Raw genomic sequence first — 24,498 nt, forward strand, 5'->3', positions numbered from 1 at the left:
TTTGAGTTTAATTACTAGTCATTCCAATTTTATAAAATGCCTCAAACCGAAGCAAGAAAGACGCTCAAAGACGCCCCAATAATGTGGAGGCGAATTAACTCAATCGGGATTATTCTTGATTGCAATTCCACATATGCTACAAATTTAGGGTATGCAAAATCAGAGATTTTAGGCAAGCCGATATTTGAGCACGTACCAAAGGAGTCATGGGCAGAGATGAATGATTCTCTCAAGACATGGTTTGACACAGGTAAAGTAACAGACAGGAAAATCACCTTCAAAAGACAAGACGGGACCACTTTTCCAGGATTACTGCAGGCAACTAGTCTTTATGATGAAAACAATAATTTGATTGGAAGCAATACTGTAATCTTTAACTTGTCTGATATGACTGAGGACAAGATTTCAGAATATGAAAAATTTTTTCATGATGCAAATAGTAGATTAGATGAAATCAAAGAAAAAGAATACGATGATTTGGATAAGGATTCAAAGTCAGAGTATGACGGATTAAAGAAAATGTTTGAGATGCTACTTGCAGTGGACTTGAAGGAATTAAAAAAGAGATAGACTAGGATTCTTCAATTGATTTTGTAATCTCATCAAATGCATTTTGAATCTCATGTACTGCAGCACCATCTTCTAGTGTACTGACATCACCAATTTTTTCATTGTTTGCAATTGCTTTTAGCAATCTTCGCATAATTTTTCCACTGCGTGTCTTTGGAAGACGTGAAACAAAATAGATTTGCTTAGGAGTTGCAATTGCACCAATGTCATTACGTATCTTTTCAGATAATTCTTTTTCAAGCCCTGATGATTTTGATATTCCCTCTTTTAGAACTGCAAAAGCAATAATCACTTCACCTTTTACATCGTCAGGAATTCCACATACTGCAGCTTCTGCCACATCACTGTGAGACACAATGCAGCTTTCTAGCTCTGCGGTTCCAATTCTGTGTCCTGCAACTTTTAGTACATCATCAGCTCGTCCAAGTAACCAAAGATATCCATCCTCATCTTTTAGTGCATAGTCACCTGGATAGTAACAATTTTCATATTTTGACCAGTATACTTTTTGGTATTTCTCATCATCACCCCAAAGCGTCAAAAGCATTCCAGGCCAAGGGTTTCTAATTACAAGATACCCCTTTGTATTTGCCGGAACGTCATCTCCATTTTCATCAACTACTGCAATATCTACGCCTGGGATAGGAAGAGTTCCTGAACCAGGCTTTAGTGGAATGGTCTCCAAGCCAGGAAGTGGAGAGATAAGCATTCCACCAGTTTCAGTTTGCCACCACGTATCAATAATAGGACATTTTTCTTTTCCAATAGTTTTGAAATACCATCTCCAAACTTCGGGATTAATTGGCTCACCAACTGTTCCAAGCAATCTTAGTGACGATAGATCAAAAGAGTTTGGAATGTCATCTCCAAACTTCATAAACATTCTAAGTGCAGTCGGTGTTGTGTAAAAAATTGTAGCTTTGTATTTTTGCAAAATGTCCCACATTCTTGATGGGTCAGGAAAGTCAGGTGCACCTTCATACATTATCTCTGTTGCGCCATGAAGTAAAGGAGCATAGACTACATAACTATGTCCTGTCACCCATCCAATATCAGCAGTACAGAAAAACACATCTGAATCCTTAATGTCAAAAGCCCACTTGAATGTAGAATGCAGATGAGTAAGATATCCACCTGTTCCATGCAATACTCCTTTTGGTTTTCCAGTAGTACCAGAGGTATACAAAATGTAAAGAGGGTGAGTACTCTCTAATTTTTCAGCATCGCAAACTTCAGATGCTGAATCCATTAATTTATTCCAAAGTTTGTCTTTGGAATTCATTGTGATTTGATTTTTTGTTCGCTCAAGAACCACAACATGTTCAACAAAATCAAAGTCCTTTGTTGCCTCATCAATTACTTCTTTGAGTTTTACGATTTTCCCCCTTCTGTATCCGCCATCAGCAGTAATGATTACTTTGGAGTGAGAATCCTCAATTCTATCCTTTATCGATGATGCACTAAATCCTGAAAAGACCACTGTATGTATTGCACCAATTCTAGCACAAGCTAACATTGCAATTACCAGTTCTGGAACCATAGGAAGATAGATGGTGACTCTATCTCCTTTTTTGACTCCAAGTGACTTTAGAACATTTGAGAATTTTTGAACTTGGATAAACATTTGCTGATATGTAATTATTCGAGATTCCCCATCTTCGCCCTCCCACAATATGGCAGGCTTTGAAGCCCTGTCTTTCTGATGTACATCAAGGGCATTATACGAGGCATTAATCGTGCCTCCTGAGAACCATCTGGCAAATGGAGGATTCCAATCCAAAATAGAATCCCATGGGGAAAACCAGGAGAGATGTTTTGCCTGTTCTCCCCAAAATGATACAAAATCAGAATTTGCGCTTTTTCTAACATCTGAGTTGTGATTGCCTAATCCAATCTCATATTTCTCAGACATCAAAAAGTGTATGAGCTAAGATCTTTCTAAATGTTAAAAAATAAATTAAAAAAATTATTGTGCTTCCATTCTAGCTAGCCAATCATTGTCGTTATCATCATTTGAAGTCTGTGCTGTCACCTGTTGGGGTGGTTCTGGGAATGCGATTGATACTTCAGCTTCAGTTGGAGTCTTTGGGGCAGGTTTTGCCTCAGCTTCAATTGGTTCTGAAGATGTAACTACAGGTTCTGTTGGTGCTTCTGGAAGTATTGTCTGAACTACTTGTTGTTGTTCAGAAGTCTCCAGATATGAAACGGCAGATTCTTGGATGTTTGGTTGTGCAGGAGCTGTTATGTTTTGCACTTCTAATGCAAGATCAGCGATTCTACTCTTTACATTTGAGATTTCAGATGTCTCGTGTGTAACATGCTCAATTACCTCAGTTGTGCATGCCTTGACAGTCTCAAATGTTGATTCAGAGATTTCGTTGCTCTTGAATTGTACTTTTGCATCAAACAATAACATTTTTGCAGACTTCATTTGTTCATCTAGCTCTGTCAATCTTGCCTCAAGTTTGGCTTTGATTTGTTTTTCTGTTTCATCTAATGATACAAGTTTCGACTTGTATTTTTCATGAATGATTTCTGCATCTGCTTTCATGTCATCATTTTCTGAAACAATATCAATCAATGCCTTTAGACGACGTAGAGTTAGTTGTTTTTCTCTAATGAGTCTTTGAGAGTCTAGTCTCCATTTTGGAATAAAAATAACAACATCACCTTGAACTACAAGTTGCTCATATTGGATTTGCTGTAATCCCTGAGAACCGCAATCAATTCCGACAGATTGTATACTTCCGTCGATGTCAGTTATTGTTCCAATGACCTTTCCCATGAATGTTCCGTACATGTCTTTGACGTTTTTACCGATAATTTCGATATCGTCGTTTGTCATGTGTGGTAATTCAGGGATTTGTATAACCGACAAAGTGTAAGTAATGTTTTTGGTTTTAGTAAGATTAAATTCACAAAGTTTTCAGGAGGAGATTTTTAGTAATTTTAAAATTCAGAGGCATAATAGTAGGCATATGATACAAAGAGAAGAACTTGAACAAATTTTGAATTTTGTAGGAAATCGCTGGATTGAGGTTACAAAAGAGCCAGACAGTAAATTAATGGAGAATTTGCCAGATGACTTTTGGATGAATTCTGTTGGCGGTAGAACTGCAAAAAAAGGATTTTGGGTCACATCATTGATGTATACAGAAAACGAGGCAGATGCAGCTGCATTCAAAGAAGTGTTGCTAAGATGGCAAGCCAAAGGAAAAAACAAAGACAAGGACAAAGGTCCCGATCTAATTCAAATTGGAAAAAAGAAATAGACTATTAATAATTGAGAACCTTCAAACTGTTATTGTCAGAGTTTTCAATTAAAGAAAAAAAGATCCTATCAGATCATTTTTCAAACACTGATGGTAATGTCTTTGCAATAATCACTCCACGACAAGTTGATCGCGGTGCACTCATGTCAAGATACAGTCGAACAGACAAAAGCATGAGACGGATTTTTCTTGACGAATTTCTAAAAAACAAAAACAGAGGTGAGGAATTTTACAATAGAGTTCTCCTAGAGTACGGAGATGATTCTGTTGCAGAGTTAGGAGAAGCACAGATTGCAATTGAAGGGTTATCAAATATTGCCGTAAAAAAAATTGAAGACAGAAGAATTGGTTTATCTTATTTAGAAAAATCATCACGTTATGTTGCATGGAGTAAAAAAGAGAAAGGAAGATACAGGTTTTACAGAGATCCAGAAATTTCTAAATCACGATTTGCAGACATGTATGAAGAGACTTGTAATTTTTCATTTGATGTTTATTCAGACAACATAGAGCCAATGATAAATTATGTGAGAGAAAAATATCCAATTGAAAAATACACATTCAAAGACTCATCAGATGGAAAAGAAAAATCATTTTCTAAATTAAAACTTGAGGGAGACATTAAATCTGCAAATATGATTTACAAGGGTTCAACTAAAGCTAAAGCATTAGATATTCTAAGAGGATTACTTCCAGCATCAACTTTAACCAATGTGGGAATTACTGGAAATGGAAGAGCATTTGAATATCTTCTAACGGTATTAGGCTCATCAGAACTAAAAGAAGAGCAAGATTTAGCCTCAAAAATCAAAAAAGAACTAGATACAACAATCAAGTCATTTGTCAGAAGGGCAGACGACAAATATGGAAAAGCATTTCAAAAATATCTAAACGATGTAAAAAAGAAATCAAAAGTAATTGCAACAAAACATATCAAAACAAATCCAACAAAAGGATCGTTTACAAAGCTAGTCGATTATGAATCAGAAAAATCGGCAATTGATAAAATCATTACAAGTGTAATTTATGAACAATCCCCAAGCACATCATATCAGAATATTTTCAATCAAGTCAAAAAAATATCAAGCAAGGAAAAAACCAACATCATCAATGAATTTGCAAAGATTAGATCAAATAGACGACACAGACCATCAAGGGCTTTTGAGAGTGTCTACTATACATTTGATTTATGCAATAATTTTGGAATGTTCAGAGACTTTCACAGACACAGGGCATTAACATTGGAAAGACAATTGCTAACTACAGATCACGGGTACAACATTCCAAATGAAATTAAAATTTTAGGAATAGAGAAAGATTTCAAAGAGTGTATGGATAAGACAAGACAGACATTTGAAAAAATAAGGACAAAATTCCCAGAGCAATCACAGTATGTGGTAAATTTTGCATACAACTATCCTTATTTTATAAAGTTTAATCTAAGGGAGGCATGTCATTTAATTGAATTAAGAACAGTCCCTCAAGGACATGTAGACTATAGACGAGTTGCACAACAAATGTTTAATCAAATTAACAAGGTTCATCCCACATTAAGTAAGATTATGAAATTTGTAGACATGAAAGAATATGATTTAGAAAGATTTGAAGCTGAAAAAAGAACTGAAGAGAAAAGAAAAAAGATGAAAAAATAGAATAATATTCTAATATCAAAAGATACAAAGTATACCATGACTGAAAAAATAAAAAAATCACCAGAAGAATGGAAAGAAAAGCTTTCTCCTGAGCAATACGAGATTTGTATTAATCATGGAACAGAACCTCCATTTTCAGGAAAATATAACAACACAAAACTCGATGGTGCCTTCAAATGCGTTTGTTGTGGGGAAGAGTTGTTCTCATCGGATGCAAAATTTGATTCAGGCTCAGGGTGGCCAAGTTTTTGGAAACCAATCTCAGATGAGAAGATAGAGTACATTTCTGATACATCATATGGAATGGTAAGAACAGAAGTCAATTGTAACAAATGTGGAGCACATCTAGGACATGTGTTTGATGATGGCCCACAGCCTACAAATCAGAGATATTGCATCAATTCACTTTCATTAAAACATGAAAAAGATACTGATGAGCAATTATAGTCACAAAAATCAAACATTATGTTTTGTGAAATATTATTCAAAAATTATTAATAAAACACAATAAATGATAAGAAAATCAAAAGAGAAATAAAATGAACCAAAACAACACACCAAAAAGGATTGAAAAGATTTGAGAATAATATTATGTGGATTTGGTGTAGTAGGCCAAAGTTTAGTGAAATTATTTGATTCCAGAGCAGAGGATTTGTATGCAAAATACGGACTAAAACCAAGAGTTGTAGGAGTGTTTGATAGTAAAGGAAGTGCAGTAGATCAATCAGGATTAGACTTTAACAAACTAGTAGAAGTGAAGAAAAAATCTGGGACAGTAAAAAATTATTCAAATTCAAAAAATTCAATGTCAGGAATTGAGATGCTAAAGAATGTTGAAGCTGATGTCCTAATTGAAACCACGGCAAGCAACTATAAAGATGCAGAGCCTGGAATGACCCACATCACTACTGCAATGAAGAAAGGAATGCACGTAATTTCTGTCAACAAGGGGCCGCTGGCATTAGCATTTCCTTCGCTTTTGGAGCTTGCCACATACAATCAGGTCATGTTCAAATTTAGCGGAACCGTAGGTGGTGGAACTCCAATTCTAGACTATGCTAAAAAAAGTCTCAGGGGCGAAAGAATAACATCATTTGCAGGAATTCTCAATGGCACTACAAATTACATCCTATCAAACATGTCAACAGGAATGTCATTTGATGAGGCCCTAAAAGATGCAAAAAATAAAGGATATGTCGAAGCTGATGAGTCCTTGGATTTAGACGGATTAGATGCAGCTGCAAAGCTTGTAATTCTTGCAAACTGGATTATGGGAATGAAAGTTACAATGCCAGATATCAATTGCACTGGAATTAGAAATATTACAAAAGATGATATCAAAAAGGCTGAAAAAAATAATTGCGCAGTAAAACTAATTGCTTCATGTGACAAGGATCTCATTGTATCTCCCAAGGAAGTTTCAAGAGATGATCCACTTTGTGTTAATGGTACACTTAATGCAATTGCATTTACATCTGAGCATTCAGGAACACAAACCATTATCGGAAAAGGGGCAGGAGGCATGGAAACTGCCAGTTCCATACTAAGGGATTTGCTTGAAATAAGACAAGAGATAGCACGGACTTGAAATCTAATTTAATTTCAAAGAGCGAGACATCAGCACTCTTGAAAACAATTTCAGAAAGATGGGAAATGGAATTTCCAAAAATAAAGAATCTAAAAGTCCATCAGATATCAGATGAAGCACAAATCATTACTGGAAACGGAATGAAGATACTAAAAGTAAATGATGACTATCTGCCATTTTTATCAGAGACTAAAATGCTTGAAAGATTTCCAAATGTCACAGTAGACATGGGCGCAGTGAAATTCATGTGCAAAGGCGCAAATGTTATGAGACCAGGAATTAAAACATTCACAGATTTTGAAAAAGAGAAACTAGTATGCATTGTAGAAGAATCACAGCATAAATTTTTGGCAGTTGGAAAAGCACTAGTTTCTAGTTCAGAGTTAGAAACTATGGAGAAAGGAGAAGTGATTAAAAACTTGCATTATATTTCTGATAAATTTTGGGAAACAGGTAAAACAATATACGATTAGATATTATTATTTGATTTCTTCTGTAAATTCTTCAGTTCCTTCATTGGTAATAACTAGAATATCCAAGCCATCACCACTAGCAGAATCCCTTAGTGCTGCAGAACGAACTGCACGTTTTGCCAAATCAACTGCTTCGTCTTTGCTCATGTTTGGTTTGAATTGTGGATCTAAAACACCTAATGCCATTTCAGCACCAGTACCTACTGCCGCATATTCATCTGGAAGAACAGAACCCAAAGGATCCAATGTATACATTATTGGTTTATCAACGACTCCACCAACTATGACCTGAGTCAACAATGGGAAGTATCTTCTCTCATACATCATATTTGACATCATTTTAGCAACAGTGTTTGGAGGAACATCTCGCTTTAGTTCCATTTTTCTAATTTTAGCAAGTGCTGCAATTTGCAATGTAAGAATCTGCATATCAGCTACAAGACCAGCGCAAGTTGCTCCAACTTTAGGAGTGATTGGAAATGTTTTCTTTGTAGATTTGCTTACAAGAAAGTTACCAAATGCGATCCTCTTCTCGCTAGCAAAAACTACTCCACCATCAAAAGTAATTCCAACAGCAGTTGCTCCTGGCATGTACATTGACATAACTCAAATAATTTTGCAGCATAATAAAGGGCTTTCTACATTTCACGCGTAATTTATGGGCAAAATAATTATACTGAGAATTGCATGTAAGCGCATGACACTGGCTGAAATTAAACCAAAGATCCTAAATGATGTTGTCTTTATGGGTTTAAGATCTGCCATTGGCGTAATCTTTATTGTTCATGGAATTGGAAAGTTTAATCCAGGATTTGCAAACTTTTTGGGAAGTCTAGGAATTCCAGCAGAGATGCAAATACCAATAGCATTAGCAGAACTAGTTCCAGGAATATTATTAATTGCAGGTGTACTGAGTAGATTATCAGCAGCGTTACTCTCCATTATTATGTTAGGTGCAATATTCCACGTAAAAGGTGCTCAAAGTCTCACAGGGGATAAAGGATTTGAGATTGATTTGATTCTACTTGCATCAGTTCTTGTAATTATGATTGTGGGTCCAGGAAGAATATCTCTTGCACAAATCATTAAAAAAATTCCCAGATGTCTTCACTAGGATTTTCCAAAGTTTTCCATAATCAAACAAATACACTTTGTAGTTTTCTTTAACAAGTCAACCCTAGCAAACTCATTTGGCGAATGAATTCTTGAAAACATGTATGTGCTGCCAATTGATATGCATGGGGCTTTTAGAATATCTACAAATGGATACATAGGACCTGTTCCAGCATTGGAGACATTTAGAATTGATTTTCCAAAGGTCTTATCGGCTGCCATCTTTACTTGATTAACAAAGGGTTCAGACGAATCAGTTCTAGCAGCTGCCTCACCATGAAATATTTTGATATCTACATCATCAAATCCATTATCCTTGAGATGTTTTTTTAATCTCATTATCTGTTTTTTAGGATCCATTTTAGGGACCAATCTAAAATCAATCTTAACTAATGCACTACCAGGTAGAACAGTTTTAGCTCCATCTCCAGTATAACCAGAAACAAATCCGGCAATATTACAAGTAGCTCCGCCAACTAGTGCTTTTTTGGCATCTAATCCTTTCTTGCCTCCAACAAATGATGAAATTCCAAATTCTTTTTTAAAAACAGATTCATCAAATGGTTCTTCACTAATAATTTCTAAATCTTTTTTTGAAAAAGGTGTGACTTCTTTATACCAGTCTTTGATGAGAATTTTCCCATTTGAATCTCGCAGAGTATTTACAGCTTCAATTAACCTCCAAGCTGGATTTTTGATCAATACAGCTAAGCTAGAATGCGCATCAATTTTTGATTCTTTGACAGATAATTCAACAAACAACAGTCCTTTCATTCCAAGTCCAATGATGGGCCTATTTTTTGCATCAACATAACCAAATTCCCATATGACACCATCACATGAAAATTTCTTTTTGTATTTTTTCAAATAATCCTCAATGTGAGCACTGCCAGTTTCTTCCTCTCCCTCAATTACAAATTTAATGTTGCAAGGAACATCACCAGTTGTTTTAAGACAAGCCTCAACTGCTTTGATTCGAGTAATTAATTCACCTTTATCATCAGTTGCACCACGCCCAAAAATCTTGTTTCCTTTCCTTGCTCCACTAAACGGAGGATCATCCCATAAATCAAAGGGTTCAGCAGGTTGAACATCATAGTGATTGTAAAACATCAGAGTCTTTGTAGGATTTTGTTTTGATTTTATTTCACCATAAACTATTGGTGCAACTCCTTTTTTTAGTCGGAGAATTTCAGATTGGATTCCAGATTTTTTTAGAATTTTTTGTACCAGAGTTGCACATTCTTCAATTCCTTCATTTTTTGCAGAAACACTTGGTTGTCTAATCAGGGTCTGAAGATCGGAGATTAATTCACCCATATGAGAATCTACGTGCTTTAGTGCGTTCATTCTAGTCACACAAGTTTATCAAAAGGCTTCATGACTGCTGGAATAAACTCTAGCAAATCCACAGATGTCATGTGAAGACCAACTTTCTTTTGAACTGCCTTTCCTGCCAATCCATTAATGAAGGTAGCCGCAGATGCGGATTCCAATGGATTTCTATTTCGTGAAAGAATTCCAGCAACCAATCCAGATAAGACATCACCAGTTCCTCCAACTGTCATTGCAGGTATCTTCTTTTCATAGAGATAAGTCATAGAGCCATCAGATATAACATCAGTTGGTCCTTTTAGTAAAACAGTAATTCCAAATTCATTTGCAAATTTTTCTACTAATTTGATTCGTTCATTTTTTGAGTTAGATGGTGCTTGACCAAATAATCTCTTAAATTCACCAGCATGTGGAGTAACTACTACATTTTTGTTTGCAAGCAATGGTAAAACTTCAGGAATTAATGCACTAGCATCAAGGGACAACCTTACATCTCTATCTAAAAGAGACTTTACAAGAAGTAATAATGAATTTTTTTCTTGTATTGCAAGACCCATGCCAATTGTGGCTGAATCTAAATTATGAGGAATGACACCGAGAAGTTTGTTTACTGCTCCCTTTGTTAATTTTTGATCAACTAATGGAATGACGATAAGATTCGGAGAGATGGCTCTTGTAGGAGTTACGTTAATCTTTGGAACACAAGTATAAACTAAATCACTACCAGATCGTAATGCAGCAATGGAAGATAGTATAGGAGCACCATGATAGATGTAGCTTCCGCCAACAACTAGAACTGTTCCATTATCTCCTTTTCTAGATTTTAATTTTCTTGAAGGGATAAATTTTCTAACAATGGGAGCAGTAAGATTTTTTCTCATCAATATACTCTAAAAAATACAGGAATAAATCTTGTTTTGAAGTTTTCCAGACTAATTATGATGATTTTTTGATTGTTTTTTTATTGGTTTTGCTAGCCGTAGATTTTTTAGATTCTGATTTTTTAGCAACCTTTTTTGAGCCTCTTTCAAAAAACGCCTTTCTAGCATAACACAAGTAAGTGGTGTGTCCAATTCCCTGAAAAGAATGTCGAGTTTTTCCTTCCCTAGCATCAATTGTACGTAGAATGTGCTCAGTTGATTCTATGTCAGTAAATTCATTTTCAACTAGAGACATTGTTAATTTTTCCAATTGATTCATGGTTGGACAGATAGCAAAAACAGCCCCACTTCCTTTGAGCATTTTACGAACTTGAGGAATTACAGTCCAAGGATCACCTAAATCAATTAGTGCTGCATCCATATTCTCCAAAGGCATTTTTTTGGCTGTTTTAAGATCCAAGTTTGTCTGTGTTACGTACTTTGAGACACCAGCCTTTTTGATATTTTTTTCAGCAATTTTCATAAAATTTTCATCAACATCAAATGTATGTACATGCCCCCTTGGTTTTACAATACTTGCAACAAAGGAGGTCAAAGAGCCACTCCCTGTACCAATCTCTAAAATCTTTTGACCGCTCTCAATTCCAGCTCTTGCAACAATGTATCCAAGATCCTTAGGGTATACAATCTGGGTGCCATGTTGAATTTTCATGACATAATCATACGTTGTAGGCTTTAGAAGATAGACATACTTGTCTTTGTTAGTGGTTAATCTTGAACCGTATTCTTTTCCAATTGCATCAGCATGTTTGAGAACACCGATGTGAGTATGAAGAGATTCTTTTTTTGAGATTTTTACCAACCATTTTTTTGAGCTGTTAAAGTAAAACAATACAGGAGAATTCTGCTTAATTTTATCCATATTTTGCACCAAAAATTTTAAGATAAGAATCTACTGTTCTTATTCGTCCTTTGGGGTATGCTCTGCCTTTAGTCCTTTGTAGCGATTTCTGATTGTAACCTCAGTAACGCCAGCTGCTTCTGCAATGTCTCTTTGAGTAACAGACACACCGTTGTGAACACATGACAAATACAATGCAGATGCTGCTAAACCCATAGGATCTTTTCCTGCAGACTCTTTACGTTCTTGAGCCTCTTTGAGAACCTTAACTGCGTAACGTTTTGTTTTTTCAGTAATTTCCAGTTTGCTTGAAATTCTTGCGATACATTGAATTGAATCAACTACAGGCATCTTTAATTCTAATTCGTGATGAAGTAATCTGTAGCAACGTGCAATGTCTTTTCTCTTTACATTTGCTGCATCTGCAACGTCTTTTAGAGTTCTTGGCGTTTCAGTATCTCTGCATGCAGCATAAAGTGATGCAGCTATCATGGCAGAAATTGAACGTCCTCTAACTAATTTTTTCTCCAAAGCTTTTCTGTAAATGTAAGCAGCTTTTTCTAAGACATTTGCAGATATTGCAATTTTATCTTTGAGTCTATTTAGTTCACTGAGTGCTTGTCTGAGATTTCTATCAATTGGTTCATGAACTTGACTTCGGCTATCCCATGTTCGTAATCTCTCAATGGTACTCTTCATCGAAGTAGAAAGTGGTTTTCCAGATGCGTCTTTGTTTAATGGATTGATAACAGTGGATAATCCCATATCATGGATTGTTAGAGACGATGGAGCTCCTGTTCTTGCAGGATCTGAACCACCATCTTTTTGAAATGATCTCCATTCAGGTCCAGACTCTTGAGATTTTTCATTAATTACATAACCACATTTTGAACAAAATTGCTCACCTGTTACTTCATCAGTTAATAATGAATTTTTTCCACAACGCAGACAACTGGATTTTGCATTAACAGTTACCATATAATTGCCCTCATGCAGTCTTCCTTTTAATAGAGATTTCTATTGTGGAAACATTTCGAGTTCTACCGTCTTGGGATTCTAATGATTCTGATCCAATTTTTACTTCACCTACAACAAATGCAGGGTTGGTTTTTTGGAGAACTATCTGGACCACATCAACAGCATGTGCAATTGTCAATCCTCTAGCTTTGACAGTAACTAGTGGAAGTGTTGCTAATTGAATAATAGCAGAAGTGACATAAGTCATCAATGGTTTCTTACCAATGAAAATTGTATCTCTTGTATTGTTTAACATATTGCATTAGGTATTACGTATAATTTAAACTGAGTAACCCAATGTAGTCGTAAAATTAGGAAAATGAAAAAGAAAAGAGATTTTTAGAATTCTTGAGAGATAATTGAGTTCAAAATTAATTAAACAAAACTAGCTTAAAAGCTTCGAGTTCTATGTTTTGGTAGACATTCTTTGCAATATACGGGTCTGTCTGGTTTTGGTTCAAAAGGTACCTCTGATGCTGCACCACAATCGGAGCATTTCATAGGATACATTTTTCTATCTTCTGACATACAATATGGGATATTTGCCTACATAAGAATCAAGGAGAATATTTCTTAATTTTCGTTTCAAAAATCAAATAATACAACTTGCATCCAGATAGTATTTTAATCCCAAAAAATACATGAATGTGAAGATGGCAGAATTCAAAGTTCAAGGATCTGGAGGATATGTCATAGCTGATTTGACTGAAGAGCAGGCAAAGAAAGCTGATCTAGGAGTTGGGAAATTATTCTTAGCACCTATTGGAAAACTAGAGACTAAGAAAATGTTCAAGCATTATTGCAATGTATGTGAAACTGAATTTGATAATCCACCAAAAATCCATCTGGAAGAAAATACAAACGAAGAGGTTGCAGACAATTTGATCCTAGTAGAGAGAGGGCAATACACTTGTGAGAAATGCAATGGAATCATTGGAGAATATCGTGTCTTTAAGAAAAACGATGAGACAGGAGATATTGGCAAGGCAAGACCTTCAGAATAATTTTAGAAACTTTATGCGTATTCAATAAATATAACCATTTTTCACATATAGCATGTCAAATATGAAATGTGTATCATGTGGAATTAGTTTCTTTTCCCCAATGGGTTCAGACAAATGTTCCAGATGTGCAGGAAAGGAATCAGAAGGACATGGCGGTCATGATTCCTGCGGTTGTGGACACAGCCATTAACTTCTTTTTTTACTAACAGGCATATATTGAACATTGGATTATTTTACTCATGACAAAAACATCAGAAGAGATGAAAAAACTAGTTGAAGAATTTATAAAAATTACAAATGTCAAATACGAAGATCAAACAGAGAAGATTAGAGAAAAAAGCAATCTAATTGAATGGCAATTCCATTTAGGAACAAACGTTATTGTAAGCAAAAATGCCAACAGACCAGACAGAATTCATCTGAATGTAAATATGAGATTTCCACCAAATGATTCAAAGTTACTTGTAATCAAAAACCCATCATTTTCAAAAGCTGTAATGGAGATTAGTGAGATATGTACAATTGTAGGAGTTGGGCATCAATGGATAAAAGAAAAAGACGATGTTGTGGGATTGGCAATATTCTCTCATGTTGATGAACAAGTTCTAGATAGAGTGACATTTCACAATACCTGGGATAATGTCTCTAGAGTATCAAGCCATGTTCAGAAAATATTGCGCTCAAATTTCAGCGGATTTGCATCAGCTATCAATTCAGGAGCTGAAACTACAGACAAGTCCATGTACGGATAATTGAGAATTTTCGACTATTTTTGGGATTTTATAAAATCAACAATGGATAAAATTTTTCCCATTTCTGCAAGATGCCCATAACTTTTTTTTCTGTCAGTAGAATTTTTTAGTGGTTCATTACTTACTGTACAAAATAGTAATTTGCCATTATCCAGAGGAACTGAAATTCTTTTTATTTTTTCATAAGATGAGATTGAATATAGTCCTGAACCAATATAATTTTTCATGTTTTTATTTTCTTTCCAAGCATGCAATGCTCTCATCAGTGTTTGTTTTGTTTCTTCTATAGGAACAATATTTTTTAGTCCTTTTCTTTGACTATTCCACAAAATTTTACCATCACTATCAGAGACAGCAGCATATCTAATCGTATCATTAAAATCCATCAACATATTGAGAAGTTTTTCGTATTTATCCACAAGTAGTATAACGAATTTGTGTTAATAAATATTCCAAATAATTATTCTAGTGTCCAAAATTAAATCAAATGCCAATTGTAAAAATGAGAATTTCTATTCAAAAGTATTAACAAAATCAACAATGGATAAAATTTTTCCCATTTCGACTAGTTTTCCATAGCTTTTCTTTTTTGTATTTTTCATAGGAGTGTTATCAATACTCATAAACAAAAGATGAAATGCATCAATTGGAAGTGTAACTCGTTTAGTTTTTTCAAAGGAAGTTATATGATAAAGAGCATGTCCTAATGCAGATCTATCTGCAACTTTACATCTATCAATCCAATCTTCTGATTCGCGTTTAAGGGCTTTCTTTGTTTCAGATAATGGGACTTGAAGCTTTGCATCATTTCTTTTAGAATGCCACAAGATTTCTCCAGAGGTATTGCTAATTGCTGCTAGTCTTATAGACTCATCATAATCCATGAGCATGTTGAGAACTTTTTCATATCGTCCCATAGATTTACTATTACTTGACTCAATAAAAACAATTTGTAAAAAACAGTAGTGGTAGTAAAGATTAACTTATATCTGATTTTGAATTTTAATTACTTATGGTTATTCCATATGCAGGTTTTGTTGGTAAAGTTTGGGAAGAATTTCCACAGCTTGCAGAATGGCATGATGATGATCCTTCAAAACTCCAAATGTGGAGTATGGATAAATTCATCGAGGCAGGATATCATAATTTCCATGCAGAAAGAAAACAACTTTACCATATTAGTAAATTAATTGAAAAACATGCTCAAGAAAATGGTCAGCCACTGCTTGCAACTTTTGAAAAAATTGCCAGATACAAATTTGTAGAAAGAAGATATCAGAAATTAATTGAGCAGATTCCAAAAATATGGGTTGTTGCAGATTATGATAAAACTAAGATAGATACTCCTGAAAAAATTAATGTGATTAATTGTAAAGGTTCAGAAATTAGCAATATTTGGAGTGTAATTACCAGGGGCCCATATGGGCCATTTGGTCTAATTGCCGAAGAATATGAAGATGGAAAATTCAGAGGATTTTTCACATTAAATCCAAATGTTTGCAGATATGCATTACAAATTATGGGTAAAACACTAGGTACAAAATTTTCAATACAATAATTTTCAAATAAACAAAAAAATTACCACTAGACTATATTTTTATCACTATCTTATATATCAAAAAGATCGCATTATTTTATGAATCAGCAATACGACAGTTTCATAGACGACATATGGAATCAATTTCCAGCGTTAAGAGAAACAAAAATCACAGACATTACTGATCATAATATTTTATGGAAATTAACTGAATACATCAATGCAGGATATGTTAATTTTAAAACGGGAAGAAAAGAGCTTTATCGCCTTAGTATTTTGCTAGAAAATTATGCTGTAAAATACAATGCTCCTTTGTTGGCAACATTTGAGACTGCTGAGAGGTACAAGTATGTTCAAGAACGTTACACTGAAATTTTATGTAAAGTTCCAAAATCATGGGTAATTGCTAATTTCAACAACCCATCGTTGGCACCACAACCTCCAGAAGGAACAGAGGTAGTTAGTTGTGATGGAACAAACATCTCAGATATGTGGATTGTAGTAACTCGTGGCCCTGATGGACCGTTTGGTTTGGTTGCCGAAGATCTTGGAGATGGTCAATACAGAGGATTCTTCTCCTATGGACCTTTAGTAATTTCAAAAGTAATCGAAAGTATTGAAAATAAGCTAAGAATTAAAATTGAGATTTAATCAAAAATTCATTTGTCTCTATACAATTGGAATTTCTTTTTACAGTTACCACAAAATCGCTGTTTAGTTTTCCTACTTTCAGTCCCTAAAAGAGACCCACATCTATCACATTTTGTCTTAATCATAAAATAAATCCATTCCAATCAATTATTTTTGAGAAGTCCTTTTTGCCACTTTCTTTTTCTTATGTGTTGCTTCATGTTTACGTACCTCATCAAAAGTATATGCTGTTCCAATCCAATGAAAGTCACATTTTGTGCACTGGTATTTCATTTTTTAAAACATGTACAGCCGCAATCATACATTCCGGCTTTTCCCATACATTGATCATGATGCCCATTGTAGCATTTGTTACAAGTTAACATTTAGCCAGATGCCTTCGTTTGATGAGTTTTTTCATGGAGAAGTAATTTTTGTATATCTCCTTGAGAGGAATCCCAAGTATAATTGCAGTGTTTACAATGATAGGTCATTTATTTTTCTATATCCTCTGATTTCTTTTTCTCAGATTCTGCAGGTGAAGTTTCTTTACTAGTGTTTTTGGTTTTACAAGTACCAAATTTCAGTTTTTCAATAATTTGTTTTAACATACTCTATATTGTTTCTCTGTGATATATACCGGTGTATTAGACAGATATTTCTCACTCATCAAAAGCAAGGTTTATTGGAGTTATACTATTTTACATCAATAATTGGTTTGCACGCCAACATATGTTGGTCGGATATAGGCTTTGGCAGATATTCGGCTAACTATTTCTCTCTAAAATGGATGTTATTTTCGGGTTTTCCCTATTATTAGCCAAATACATCAATGATAAAGTACGAACAGCAGCTTGCAGCAAACAAGGCAAGCCCAACGGTAACACCAATTTTCTCTAGTTTCTTTTGAGATTTTTCAGTCTTCCAATGTGCTGATTTTTCGAGATTCATTCTGAGTTTGCAATTTTGAACAGGCATTTATACTTATGTCATATATTGTCACTCATAGGTTTTAATTGGTAATCATTACCAATACTATATATAGTGGGAGGGCTTTATGAGGACATGAGCTCACAAACTCAAACAAACAATGTATATTCAATGTACAAGCAAAATGTGCAAAAATACTTTGAGAACATTTCAAAAATTACTCCACAGTATTTCCAAGAAGTTACACAATTGCAAGATGAATGTATGAAGACAGTTGAGAAAACAATCAATGCTTCAGTCTCTGTGCAGCAAGAATTTGCAAAGAAAGCAGGTATCACATCAGATATCCCAGAAGCTGCAAGAACTGCAATGGTAGACATTAACAAGCAAATTGTTCAAGCAAGCACTGTCAACAATCAATTAGCAAAAACAGCAATTGATACTAGCGTACAAAACATCAAAGCATTAAGTACTAACATCGATGCATTTGCTGAATTGAATAAAAATATCGTCCAATTATGGACAACATCATTCACACAGAAATTATAGTGTGACTGATATTTTCTTTTTATTTTATTTTCAAAATATTACATTCTATTTGGCGCAACAATTCCCAACAGACCCAATACTTTTTCAATAGTAATCTTAAATGAGGAAACAAGGCAAAGTCTAGAGTTCTCAAGGTGTTCATCGCCCAATTCCAATACTTTGACTTTCTCATAAAAGGAATTGAATGAAACTGCTAGATCATGACAATATCTTGCGATGACTTTGGGGGAGAAGTTATTTGCGGCATCTCTGACTTGAATATCAAAAAGTCCAATGGTCTTGATTAGCTCAATTTCAGATGGATCTTTTAGTAATGAAAAATCAACATCAATTGAAGGAATACGTCCTGACCTTTCAATTATTCGAGATGCCCTTGCATGAGTGTACTGGATGTATGGTGCAGTATCACCTTCCAAACTAAGAGATTTTGTCAAATCAAATGTGATGATTTTATCAAGGTCTTGTTTTATCATCTCATAACGAAGTGTACCAACTGAGACATTGTGAGCAATCTCTGAAATTTCTGAATCATCCATTTCAGGATGTCTCTTTTTTGTCTCATCGATTGTTTTTTGCTTCAAAATATCATAAACTGAATCAGCATTAACATAGAGCCCTTTTCTGCCAGACATTTGTGTCTGTTTTCCCTCAGTATCCAATCCAAGGATTTTGGCAGTCTCAGAACTTAGCGTGACTGATTCATACCCAAGATGAACATATGCATCAGAAACAGATTTGAATTTGCCCATTAGATTAGTGATGATTTTTTGTAATCTCTCCTGACGTGAATCAATTACAGTTACTACCTTCTCACCAGTGTAATTCTTAGAGACAGGATTATCATGATTTAGTGTAGTTTGCCACAATTCCCTTGATGGTTGATCTTTGTCATATTTTTCATAGTTGAACGGATCATCTAAGAGTCCCAATTTCCATGCAGCATATGGAATATCTTTTGCAATGTATGTGGCAGTGCCATTACTTCGAACTATTACCTTATCTTCTTCTTTGCCCTCACCACGTATTACCCAACAACCAGCATTTTTTCCTTCTTTTTCAAATTCAATAAGATTCATCTCTTTGAGTTTCTCAAAGATTTTACTCCACAATCCAGAGCGAATTATTTGAGATTCAAAATTCAAACAATCATAAAATACTGACAGGTTCCAGCAAGTCTCAAGTTGTCCTGCCAAAACTCTTCGCGTAATTTTGTCAGCAAATTTTGCAGTATCAGAGGTTCCATCTTCAAGCTCCTTTAGAACATTTTTTCGAATCTCTTCAAGGGAAGGATCTTGTTCATATTTTTCGGTGGTCTTGACATAAACATCATCACCGCAATAATGATCAAATTTCTTACCATTGGGTGGCTCTTGTGAAAATCCAAAATGATTAAACCCGACAATAATGTCGGCTACTTGCAAACCAGAGTCATCAATGTAGTTTAAGATATTTACTTTGTAGTTTGCCTTTTCTAAAATTCGAGACAAAATATCTCCAATTATGATATTTCTAATGTGTCCTATGTGAAGTGCTTTGTTAGGATTAACACTAGTGTGCTCTACAACGATTGTGGAATTTTTTCCAATATCAACATCACCAAATTCAGGCAGGTTTGATTCAGATAGAATCAGTTGGCTTAGATTATCCCAATCAGCTGAAAAATTAAGATATCCAGATGGGTGAGCTTCAGATTTTAAGACAAGAGTGGAGGTGCATTTTTGGTATTTTTCAAATAGCATTTGAGCAATGTCTCTAGGGCTTTTTTTGAGTTGTTTTGATAAGAGAAATGACACATTTGAGCTTACATCACCAAATCCAGGTTTTGCAGGCTCTACTGTAAATTGGACATCAGAAATATCAAGTTCTAAGAGAATCTTCTTGATGTTATTTTCAATTTCATCAATTATAGATTTGAATGTCATCTTACATCTCAGAGAATTTGGGTGCTAATTTATCTAGTGCTTCAATAACTCCATCGCCTGCTTTTGCACCAGTGACCATTGTAGCCTCAGATTTTACTTGATCAGATGCATTACCCAATGCAATGCTAGTTTTTGCCATCTTAAACAATGGAACATCTGTGGCACTATCACCTATTGCAATAACATCATCTCGTAAAATAGAAAGTTTTTTCATAATTTCAGAAAACCCTCTTCCTTTGTCAATTCCTGATGAGTTGATATGGTAAGCGTATTGACTATCTGAAAGTTCAACATCGATATTGTTTTCACTAAGAACTTTTCTTGCAAGATCCAAATCAAAGGTCCTCTGCAATACAACCTCAGTCATTCTAGGAAAAACGGGTTTTTCTTTTACATCAGAAATATTGTTTTGAATAATTTTGAGAGCATTTTGACATTCCTTGATATCACCTAACAAAATATGATCATTTGTATCAAGTGTAATGCACCCGCCATTTTCACCAACTGCAATTTTTGTAGTTCCGCCAAATACAGAAAGTAAAAAGCCTTCAACAGAAGAACGACCTGTGACAAATATTACATTGTGTCCCATGTTAGTTAGTCTCCTCAAAGCCTCCAAAGCCTCAAGGTGAATTCTTCCGCCGCCATTTTCAGTTATTGTTCCATCAATATCGACTGCAAAAGTTTTCTTTTTCATGATTTTTGCTTTTTATTCAGGATAATATTTGCTACGAAAAAAAATCAATTATTCATCAATATTACTCTAGAGAATCTCTTGGATAGAAAAACAGCCAAAACACCCATAATTACTGAGGGAATGATAGCAATCATCATCACATCACCAATTAATTCAAAATAAACAAAATAGATCAAACTTGGAGATACCAGTCTGCCAAGTAGGACTTCATTGAAAGTATACATTACATAAGGATAGTAAACCATGTAAAAAACAGAGCCAAGCAAGCCCCCTACAAAAATCATCGATTTTCTTGATTTGTAAAATAATAAGACAACATCAGAGATTACAAACGGAATTAGGTTAAGAGAGTAGAATTGAACTGAATCAAATATTGCAAAATTAGGAACTATTGCAGTAGTGCTGTAAATTAGCAAAAACAACCCTCCAAGAATACTCATCATTCCAAATTTCTCATTTGATAATCGATATACTAGAAACATCGACATTGAGATTAACATCGGATATGCCAGAGTTGCCACAACAAATGCAAAGTGAGGTTCAGGATTTAGTTGAAAGTAATCAGTGTTGGAGAAAGGCAAAGAAAGAGAAGAGATAATTCCAGAACAAGAAAGCCATACAGGAATCACTCCAAGTAGAATTAGAAATGATGGCAAAGAGTTTTTGTAATTATTGATTTTCAAATGGCGTGCAATTCCAATCATTCCACCAATGCTACAAAGAAACATACCCATGATCAAAGTAAGGTGCGGAGGACTAAGCAATCCATCCAATCCAAAATTAGAATGCCAAATAAAATCAAAAGGGCCAGCCCCTACCAATAACAAAATTCCAATTAGTTTGATCTTTAATGGAAGAAAATAAGAATCAGAGAATTTTTGCAAGTTTTTCCATCCAATAAATGACACGACAGTACCAATTAGAGAAATGGCCACACCACAATACATGAGTGCGTGAGGAGGTGAGAAAAATGTCTCAGGTTTGCTGAGTAAATGATTAGTTATATCCCAACTACCACCAACAGTAACAAGTAAAATTCCAAAACTGGTCAGAATACTCCCAATCAAAAAAATTTTTTCAGATTGTACTTTAACGAATTTCTTTGATTGTTCAGATTGGGAAATAGTCATGATTTCAATTATCACTCACAGAATATCAAGGATTAACATTTACCTCATACACTTGAACATATTCATTTTGATGATCTAGTAATCCAGACTCTGGATAATGAGACAGATCACTGGCGTGTGGAATGTCTACAGATTTTACATAAATTCTAAAAACGCCAGATTGTTCTGGAGTAACTTCAATGTCAATAAAATACAGATCGCCAGAATGAATAGGTCTACTCTTTGCCTCAATTGAAGGGTATTTTGCAGTAACAGATTCTAATCCTCCACTATAGTTTGCACCAATTTCTTCACCAACTACAATGTAATCAGGAGATTGAGTGAAATCATATCGTACAATATCCACAACATCACCAATTTCTGTTAGATCAGGAAATGCAACTGAAACAATATGGATATCGCCATATTGGCCCCTATTTTCAGATTCAATCTCTAAACGAAACGAATCACCTAAACTAATTTGAGAATCAGATAATTTTACCTCAAAGTAAGGTTGAGGAACTAGCATTTCATTTGATAGAAAAATTTCAGGCAACACAACAATAGTCATCAAAAAATAAACAACTAGAAAAAATCCAATAACTGGCAAAATAAATAATTTTTTCACATGAATTATCTACAAGATACTGTTAAAAAACGATAAGATGATCATGTGCTCAATATTTCCACCCATATCAAACAACAAAATAAAGAGAAATAGTACGATTTTATTTGAAAGAAATACATCAAGAGTTGAAGTCTAGTGGGAATTCCAGAAAAAATCAAGGCCATTCAAGATGAAATGGCAAAAACGCAAATCAACAAAGCTACTGAGCATCACATAGGGTTACTCAAAGCAAAGATTGCAAAATTAAAAAGAGAACAAGAATCAGAGATTGCTAAAAAATCAGGTGCAAAACAAGATGGGTTTGATGTCAGAAGGAGCGGAGATGCAACTGTTGTTTTTATTGGATTGCCAAGTGTAGGAAAATCTACCCTTCTAAACAAAATGACAGGGGCAAATTCCACAGTTGGTGCTTTTCAATTTACCACATTAACCGTAGTTCCGGGGATGATGGAATACAGAGGAGCCAAAATTCAAGTCCTAGATTTGCCAGGAATTATCAAAGGCGCATCCACAGGAAAGGGTTTAGGAAAAAGGATTTTGTCAGTTGCAAGAACTGCAGATTTGGTTCTTTTAATTTTAGATGTATTTCAGCCATATCATGAAGATGTTCTAGTAAATGAATTGGGAAACATTGGCATTAGGCTAAACCAATTACCACCAAACATTACAATAGAAAAAGCCTCAATGGGAGGAATTGCAGTTGCACAACAAGTAAAATTAACAAAAATTACTGAAAAACACCTCAAGGATATTTTGCATCTGTATGGATTGGTCAGTGCCAGAGTTGTGATTAGAGAAGACATTACATCAGAGCAACTTGCAGATCACATTGCAGGAAATATCAGTTATTCAAAAGCACTTACAGTTTTAAATAAAATCGATTTAGTCGATGAGAAATTCCTAACAGAGTTAAAGAAAAAAATAAAATCAGATGTAGTAGAGGTCTCTGCAAACTCTGATATCAATATTGAATTACTAAAAGAAAAGATCTATGAGAAATTAAAGTTCATCAGAATCTACATGAGACCAAAAGGAGGAGAGACAGATTTCAAAGAACCATTAATTGCAAGGGAAGGAGATACTGTTGAGGATATTTGTAACAAATTACATCGTAGAATGAAAAGAGAGTTTCGATATGGTCTAGTCTGGGGCAAAAGTGTAAAGTTTGGCGGTCAGAGAGTAGGATTGAATCATGTTTTGCTTGATGAGGATGTTTTGACAATAATAAAGAGACGTGGTGTCTAGTAAAGAAAATCATGGAACATGAAACAGAACAGAGATGGTGCAAGTTTTGCATCACAAAAACAAAACAAGAATTAGTTTTTCTGCCAAATATGGCAACATACAAGCGTAGACGAAAATACAGATGTACTATTTGTGGCAAATCAAGTTGGTTGCAAGGGAAAAGACCATCTGCAGAAAGTGTTTATTAAAAAATAATCGATCAGAAAAAATATTTTACAAAATATTTTACTTCACTAATTGTTATCAATTTGTGTAATTTTCTTTAGCCTAACCACTGAAAAACTATGAAAATGTCGTTGGAGTAATGGCTACAAAAAGAAAAGCTGCAACTAAACGAAAATCAGCAAAGAAAGCAGCTCCTAAGAGAAAGGCAGCAAAACGCAAAGCCGCTCCTAAGAGAAAAACTGCAGCAAAGAAAGCAGCTCCTAAGAGAAAGGCAGCAAAACGCAAAGCCGCTCCTAAGAGAAAAACTGCAGCAAAGAAAGCAGCTCCTAAGAGAAAGGCAGCAAAACGCAAAGCCGCTCCTAAGAGAAAAACTGCAGCAAAGAAAGCAGCTCCTAAGAGAAAGGCAGCAAAGAAAAGACGATAAGATCGTCAACAAATTAACAATCGTCATCTAGACGGCGAATGTTTTCTCTTTTTCAAATATACAATCAGTGAAAACTAAAAATTATTTTTAAAAATTTTAAATTA

The 24,498-nt window shown here is 34.8% G+C and carries 32 protein-coding genes; 16 read left to right on the top strand and 16 right to left on the bottom strand.

Going from position 1 to position 24,498, the window contains the following annotated elements; translation table 11 throughout:
• The first annotated feature begins 36 nt into the window (after positions 1 to 36).
• Positions 37 to 570, top strand: coding sequence for a PAS domain-containing protein (locus tag ACX119_RS06215; protein WP_459350432.1), 534 nt, complete (start codon positions 37 to 39; stop codon positions 568 to 570).
• A gap of 1 nt (position 571) precedes the next feature.
• On the opposite strand, the gene acs is transcribed toward ACX119_RS06215, so the two are convergent.
• Both acs and ACX119_RS06225 read right to left on the bottom strand, forming a co-directional pair.
• Positions 572 to 2,482, bottom strand: coding sequence for an acetate--CoA ligase (acs, locus tag ACX119_RS06220; protein ID WP_459350433.1), 1,911 nt, complete (start codon positions 2,480 to 2,482; stop codon positions 572 to 574).
• A gap of 54 nt (positions 2,483 to 2,536) precedes the next feature.
• Complete coding sequence (locus ACX119_RS06225; protein ID WP_459352005.1) at positions 2,537 to 3,415, bottom strand: CdvA-like protein; 879 nt, start codon at positions 3,413 to 3,415, stop codon at positions 2,537 to 2,539.
• Positions 3,416 to 3,548: 133 nt separating this feature from the next.
• Between ACX119_RS06225 and ACX119_RS06230 the strand changes: the two genes are divergently transcribed.
• The 5 genes from ACX119_RS06230 to ACX119_RS06250 all read left to right on the top strand — a co-directional run bounded on the left by ACX119_RS06230 (position 3,549) and on the right by ACX119_RS06250 (position 7,555).
• The gene (locus ACX119_RS06230; RefSeq protein ID WP_459350434.1) at positions 3,549 to 3,842 is read left to right on the top strand and encodes a hypothetical protein; all 294 of its coding nucleotides are present in this window, start codon (positions 3,549 to 3,551) and stop codon (positions 3,840 to 3,842) included.
• Positions 3,843 to 3,874: 32 nt separating this feature from the next.
• Positions 3,875 to 5,494 carry an FAD-dependent thymidylate synthase gene (locus tag ACX119_RS06235; protein ID WP_459350435.1) on the top strand — a complete coding sequence of 540 codons (1,620 nt, stop codon included), beginning with the start codon at positions 3,875 to 3,877 and terminating at the stop codon, positions 5,492 to 5,494.
• Positions 5,495 to 5,530: 36 nt separating this feature from the next.
• Positions 5,531 to 5,941: a peptide-methionine (R)-S-oxide reductase MsrB gene (gene msrB / locus ACX119_RS06240; protein ID WP_459350436.1), complete on the top strand. Its 411-nt coding sequence runs from the start codon at positions 5,531 to 5,533 to the stop codon at positions 5,939 to 5,941.
• A gap of 130 nt (positions 5,942 to 6,071) precedes the next feature.
• A complete protein-coding gene (locus ACX119_RS06245; RefSeq protein WP_459350437.1) occupies positions 6,072 to 7,082 on the top strand; it encodes a homoserine dehydrogenase in 1,011 nt (336 codons plus the stop codon).
• Positions 7,079 to 7,555, top strand: coding sequence for a PUA domain-containing protein (locus tag ACX119_RS06250; RefSeq protein WP_459350438.1), 477 nt, complete (start codon positions 7,079 to 7,081; stop codon positions 7,553 to 7,555). Before ACX119_RS06245 ends, ACX119_RS06250 begins: the two co-directional genes overlap by 4 nt.
• 6 nt (positions 7,556 to 7,561) lie before the next feature.
• On the opposite strand, the gene ACX119_RS06255 is transcribed toward ACX119_RS06250, so the two are convergent.
• A complete protein-coding gene (locus ACX119_RS06255) occupies positions 7,562 to 8,158 on the bottom strand; it encodes an Ntn hydrolase family protein (RefSeq protein WP_459350439.1) in 597 nt (198 codons plus the stop codon).
• A gap of 94 nt (positions 8,159 to 8,252) precedes the next feature.
• Here ACX119_RS06255 and ACX119_RS06260 point away from each other — a divergent pair, with 94 nt between their 5' ends.
• Complete coding sequence (locus tag ACX119_RS06260; protein ID WP_459350440.1) at positions 8,253 to 8,669, top strand: DoxX family protein; 417 nt, start codon at positions 8,253 to 8,255, stop codon at positions 8,667 to 8,669.
• On the opposite strand, the gene ACX119_RS06265 is transcribed toward ACX119_RS06260, so the two are convergent.
• The 6 genes from ACX119_RS06265 to ACX119_RS06290 form a co-directional block, all read right to left on the bottom strand.
• On the bottom strand, positions 8,666 to 10,018 hold the full coding sequence (locus tag ACX119_RS06265) for a M20/M25/M40 family metallo-hydrolase (RefSeq protein ID WP_459352006.1): 1,353 nt from the start codon (positions 10,016 to 10,018) through the stop codon (positions 8,666 to 8,668). The two genes, ACX119_RS06260 and ACX119_RS06265, sit on opposite strands and share 4 nt — an antisense overlap.
• A gap of 5 nt (positions 10,019 to 10,023) precedes the next feature.
• A complete protein-coding gene (locus ACX119_RS06270) occupies positions 10,024 to 10,887 on the bottom strand; it encodes an NAD(P)H-hydrate dehydratase (protein ID WP_459350441.1) in 864 nt (287 codons plus the stop codon).
• A gap of 52 nt (positions 10,888 to 10,939) precedes the next feature.
• Positions 10,940 to 11,806, bottom strand: coding sequence for a tRNA (adenine-N1)-methyltransferase (locus ACX119_RS06275; RefSeq protein WP_459350442.1), 867 nt, complete (start codon positions 11,804 to 11,806; stop codon positions 10,940 to 10,942).
• Between the two features lie 39 nt (positions 11,807 to 11,845).
• On the bottom strand, positions 11,846 to 12,763 hold the full coding sequence (locus tag ACX119_RS06280) for a transcription initiation factor IIB (RefSeq protein WP_459350443.1): 918 nt from the start codon (positions 12,761 to 12,763) through the stop codon (positions 11,846 to 11,848).
• A gap of 10 nt (positions 12,764 to 12,773) precedes the next feature.
• Positions 12,774 to 13,058 carry a DNA-binding protein gene (locus tag ACX119_RS06285; protein ID WP_459350444.1) on the bottom strand — a complete coding sequence of 95 codons (285 nt, stop codon included), beginning with the start codon at positions 13,056 to 13,058 and terminating at the stop codon, positions 12,774 to 12,776.
• A 134-nt stretch (positions 13,059 to 13,192) separates the two neighbouring features.
• Positions 13,193 to 13,330, bottom strand: a complete 138-nt coding sequence (locus ACX119_RS06290) for a CxxC-x17-CxxC domain-containing protein (RefSeq protein ID WP_297592033.1) — start codon at positions 13,328 to 13,330, stop codon at positions 13,193 to 13,195.
• 125 nt (positions 13,331 to 13,455) lie between these two features.
• Here ACX119_RS06290 and ACX119_RS06295 point away from each other — a divergent pair, with 125 nt between their 5' ends.
• Genes ACX119_RS06295 through ACX119_RS06305 form a run of 3 tightly spaced genes read left to right on the top strand, consistent with a single transcriptional unit; the run spans position 13,456 to position 14,558 of the window.
• Positions 13,456 to 13,806 (top strand): hypothetical protein, encoded by a 351-nt coding sequence (locus ACX119_RS06295; RefSeq protein WP_459350445.1) that lies wholly within the window; start codon positions 13,456 to 13,458, stop codon positions 13,804 to 13,806.
• Positions 13,807 to 13,858: 52 nt separating this feature from the next.
• On the top strand, positions 13,859 to 13,996 hold the full coding sequence (locus tag ACX119_RS06300) for a hypothetical protein (protein WP_297592031.1): 138 nt from the start codon (positions 13,859 to 13,861) through the stop codon (positions 13,994 to 13,996).
• 49 nt (positions 13,997 to 14,045) lie between these two features.
• Positions 14,046 to 14,558, top strand: coding sequence for a hypothetical protein (locus ACX119_RS06305; RefSeq protein WP_459350446.1), 513 nt, complete (start codon positions 14,046 to 14,048; stop codon positions 14,556 to 14,558).
• A 14-nt stretch (positions 14,559 to 14,572) separates the two neighbouring features.
• Here ACX119_RS06305 and ACX119_RS06310 read toward each other — a convergent pair whose 3' ends face one another.
• Both ACX119_RS06310 and ACX119_RS06315 read right to left on the bottom strand, forming a co-directional pair.
• The gene (locus ACX119_RS06310) at positions 14,573 to 14,977 is read right to left on the bottom strand and encodes a hypothetical protein (protein ID WP_459350447.1); all 405 of its coding nucleotides are present in this window, start codon (positions 14,975 to 14,977) and stop codon (positions 14,573 to 14,575) included.
• 93 nt (positions 14,978 to 15,070) lie between these two features.
• A complete protein-coding gene (locus ACX119_RS06315; protein WP_459350448.1) occupies positions 15,071 to 15,475 on the bottom strand; it encodes a hypothetical protein in 405 nt (134 codons plus the stop codon).
• Between the two features lie 95 nt (positions 15,476 to 15,570).
• On the opposite strand from ACX119_RS06315, the gene ACX119_RS06320 reads away from it, so the two are divergent.
• Positions 15,571 to 16,116, top strand: a complete 546-nt coding sequence (locus ACX119_RS06320) for a hypothetical protein (RefSeq protein WP_459350449.1) — start codon at positions 15,571 to 15,573, stop codon at positions 16,114 to 16,116.
• A 78-nt stretch (positions 16,117 to 16,194) separates the two neighbouring features.
• On the top strand, positions 16,195 to 16,746 hold the full coding sequence (locus ACX119_RS06325) for a hypothetical protein (RefSeq protein ID WP_459350450.1): 552 nt from the start codon (positions 16,195 to 16,197) through the stop codon (positions 16,744 to 16,746).
• A gap of 795 nt (positions 16,747 to 17,541) precedes the next feature.
• Here the strand turns inward: ACX119_RS06325 and ACX119_RS06330 are convergent.
• Positions 17,542 to 17,676: a hypothetical protein gene (locus ACX119_RS06330; RefSeq protein ID WP_459350451.1), complete on the bottom strand. Its 135-nt coding sequence runs from the start codon at positions 17,674 to 17,676 to the stop codon at positions 17,542 to 17,544.
• Positions 17,677 to 17,790: 114 nt separating this feature from the next.
• On the opposite strand from ACX119_RS06330, the gene ACX119_RS06335 reads away from it, so the two are divergent.
• Positions 17,791 to 18,204 carry a hypothetical protein gene (locus ACX119_RS06335; RefSeq protein ID WP_459350452.1) on the top strand — a complete coding sequence of 138 codons (414 nt, stop codon included), beginning with the start codon at positions 17,791 to 17,793 and terminating at the stop codon, positions 18,202 to 18,204.
• 38 nt (positions 18,205 to 18,242) lie between these two features.
• Here ACX119_RS06335 and ACX119_RS06340 read toward each other — a convergent pair whose 3' ends face one another.
• The 4 genes from ACX119_RS06340 to ACX119_RS06355 are packed head-to-tail and all read right to left on the bottom strand — an operon-like array spanning position 18,243 to position 22,560.
• Positions 18,243 to 20,126 carry an arginine--tRNA ligase gene (locus ACX119_RS06340; protein ID WP_459350453.1) on the bottom strand — a complete coding sequence of 628 codons (1,884 nt, stop codon included), beginning with the start codon at positions 20,124 to 20,126 and terminating at the stop codon, positions 18,243 to 18,245.
• Between the two features lies 1 nt (position 20,127).
• Complete coding sequence (locus ACX119_RS06345) at positions 20,128 to 20,823, bottom strand: phosphoglycolate phosphatase (protein WP_459350454.1); 696 nt, start codon at positions 20,821 to 20,823, stop codon at positions 20,128 to 20,130.
• Between the two features lie 44 nt (positions 20,824 to 20,867).
• Complete coding sequence (locus tag ACX119_RS06350) at positions 20,868 to 21,953, bottom strand: hypothetical protein (RefSeq protein ID WP_459350455.1); 1,086 nt, start codon at positions 21,951 to 21,953, stop codon at positions 20,868 to 20,870.
• Positions 21,954 to 21,978: 25 nt separating this feature from the next.
• On the bottom strand, positions 21,979 to 22,560 hold the full coding sequence (locus ACX119_RS06355; protein WP_459350456.1) for a hypothetical protein: 582 nt from the start codon (positions 22,558 to 22,560) through the stop codon (positions 21,979 to 21,981).
• 135 nt (positions 22,561 to 22,695) lie between these two features.
• On the opposite strand from ACX119_RS06355, the gene ACX119_RS06360 reads away from it, so the two are divergent.
• The 3 genes from ACX119_RS06360 (at position 22,696) to ACX119_RS06370 (ending at position 24,394) form a co-directional block, all read left to right on the top strand.
• On the top strand, positions 22,696 to 23,805 hold the full coding sequence (locus tag ACX119_RS06360; RefSeq protein ID WP_459350457.1) for an OBG GTPase family GTP-binding protein: 1,110 nt from the start codon (positions 22,696 to 22,698) through the stop codon (positions 23,803 to 23,805).
• 11 nt (positions 23,806 to 23,816) lie between these two features.
• Entirely contained in the window at positions 23,817 to 23,993 is a 177-nt protein-coding gene (locus tag ACX119_RS06365; protein ID WP_459350458.1) for a hypothetical protein, read from the top strand.
• Positions 23,994 to 24,109: 116 nt separating this feature from the next.
• Positions 24,110 to 24,394 (top strand): hypothetical protein, encoded by a 285-nt coding sequence (locus ACX119_RS06370; RefSeq protein WP_459350459.1) that lies wholly within the window; start codon positions 24,110 to 24,112, stop codon positions 24,392 to 24,394.
• Positions 24,395 to 24,498: the final 104 nt, after the last annotated feature.

The organism is Nitrosopumilus sp. S4 (assembly GCF_054515835.1).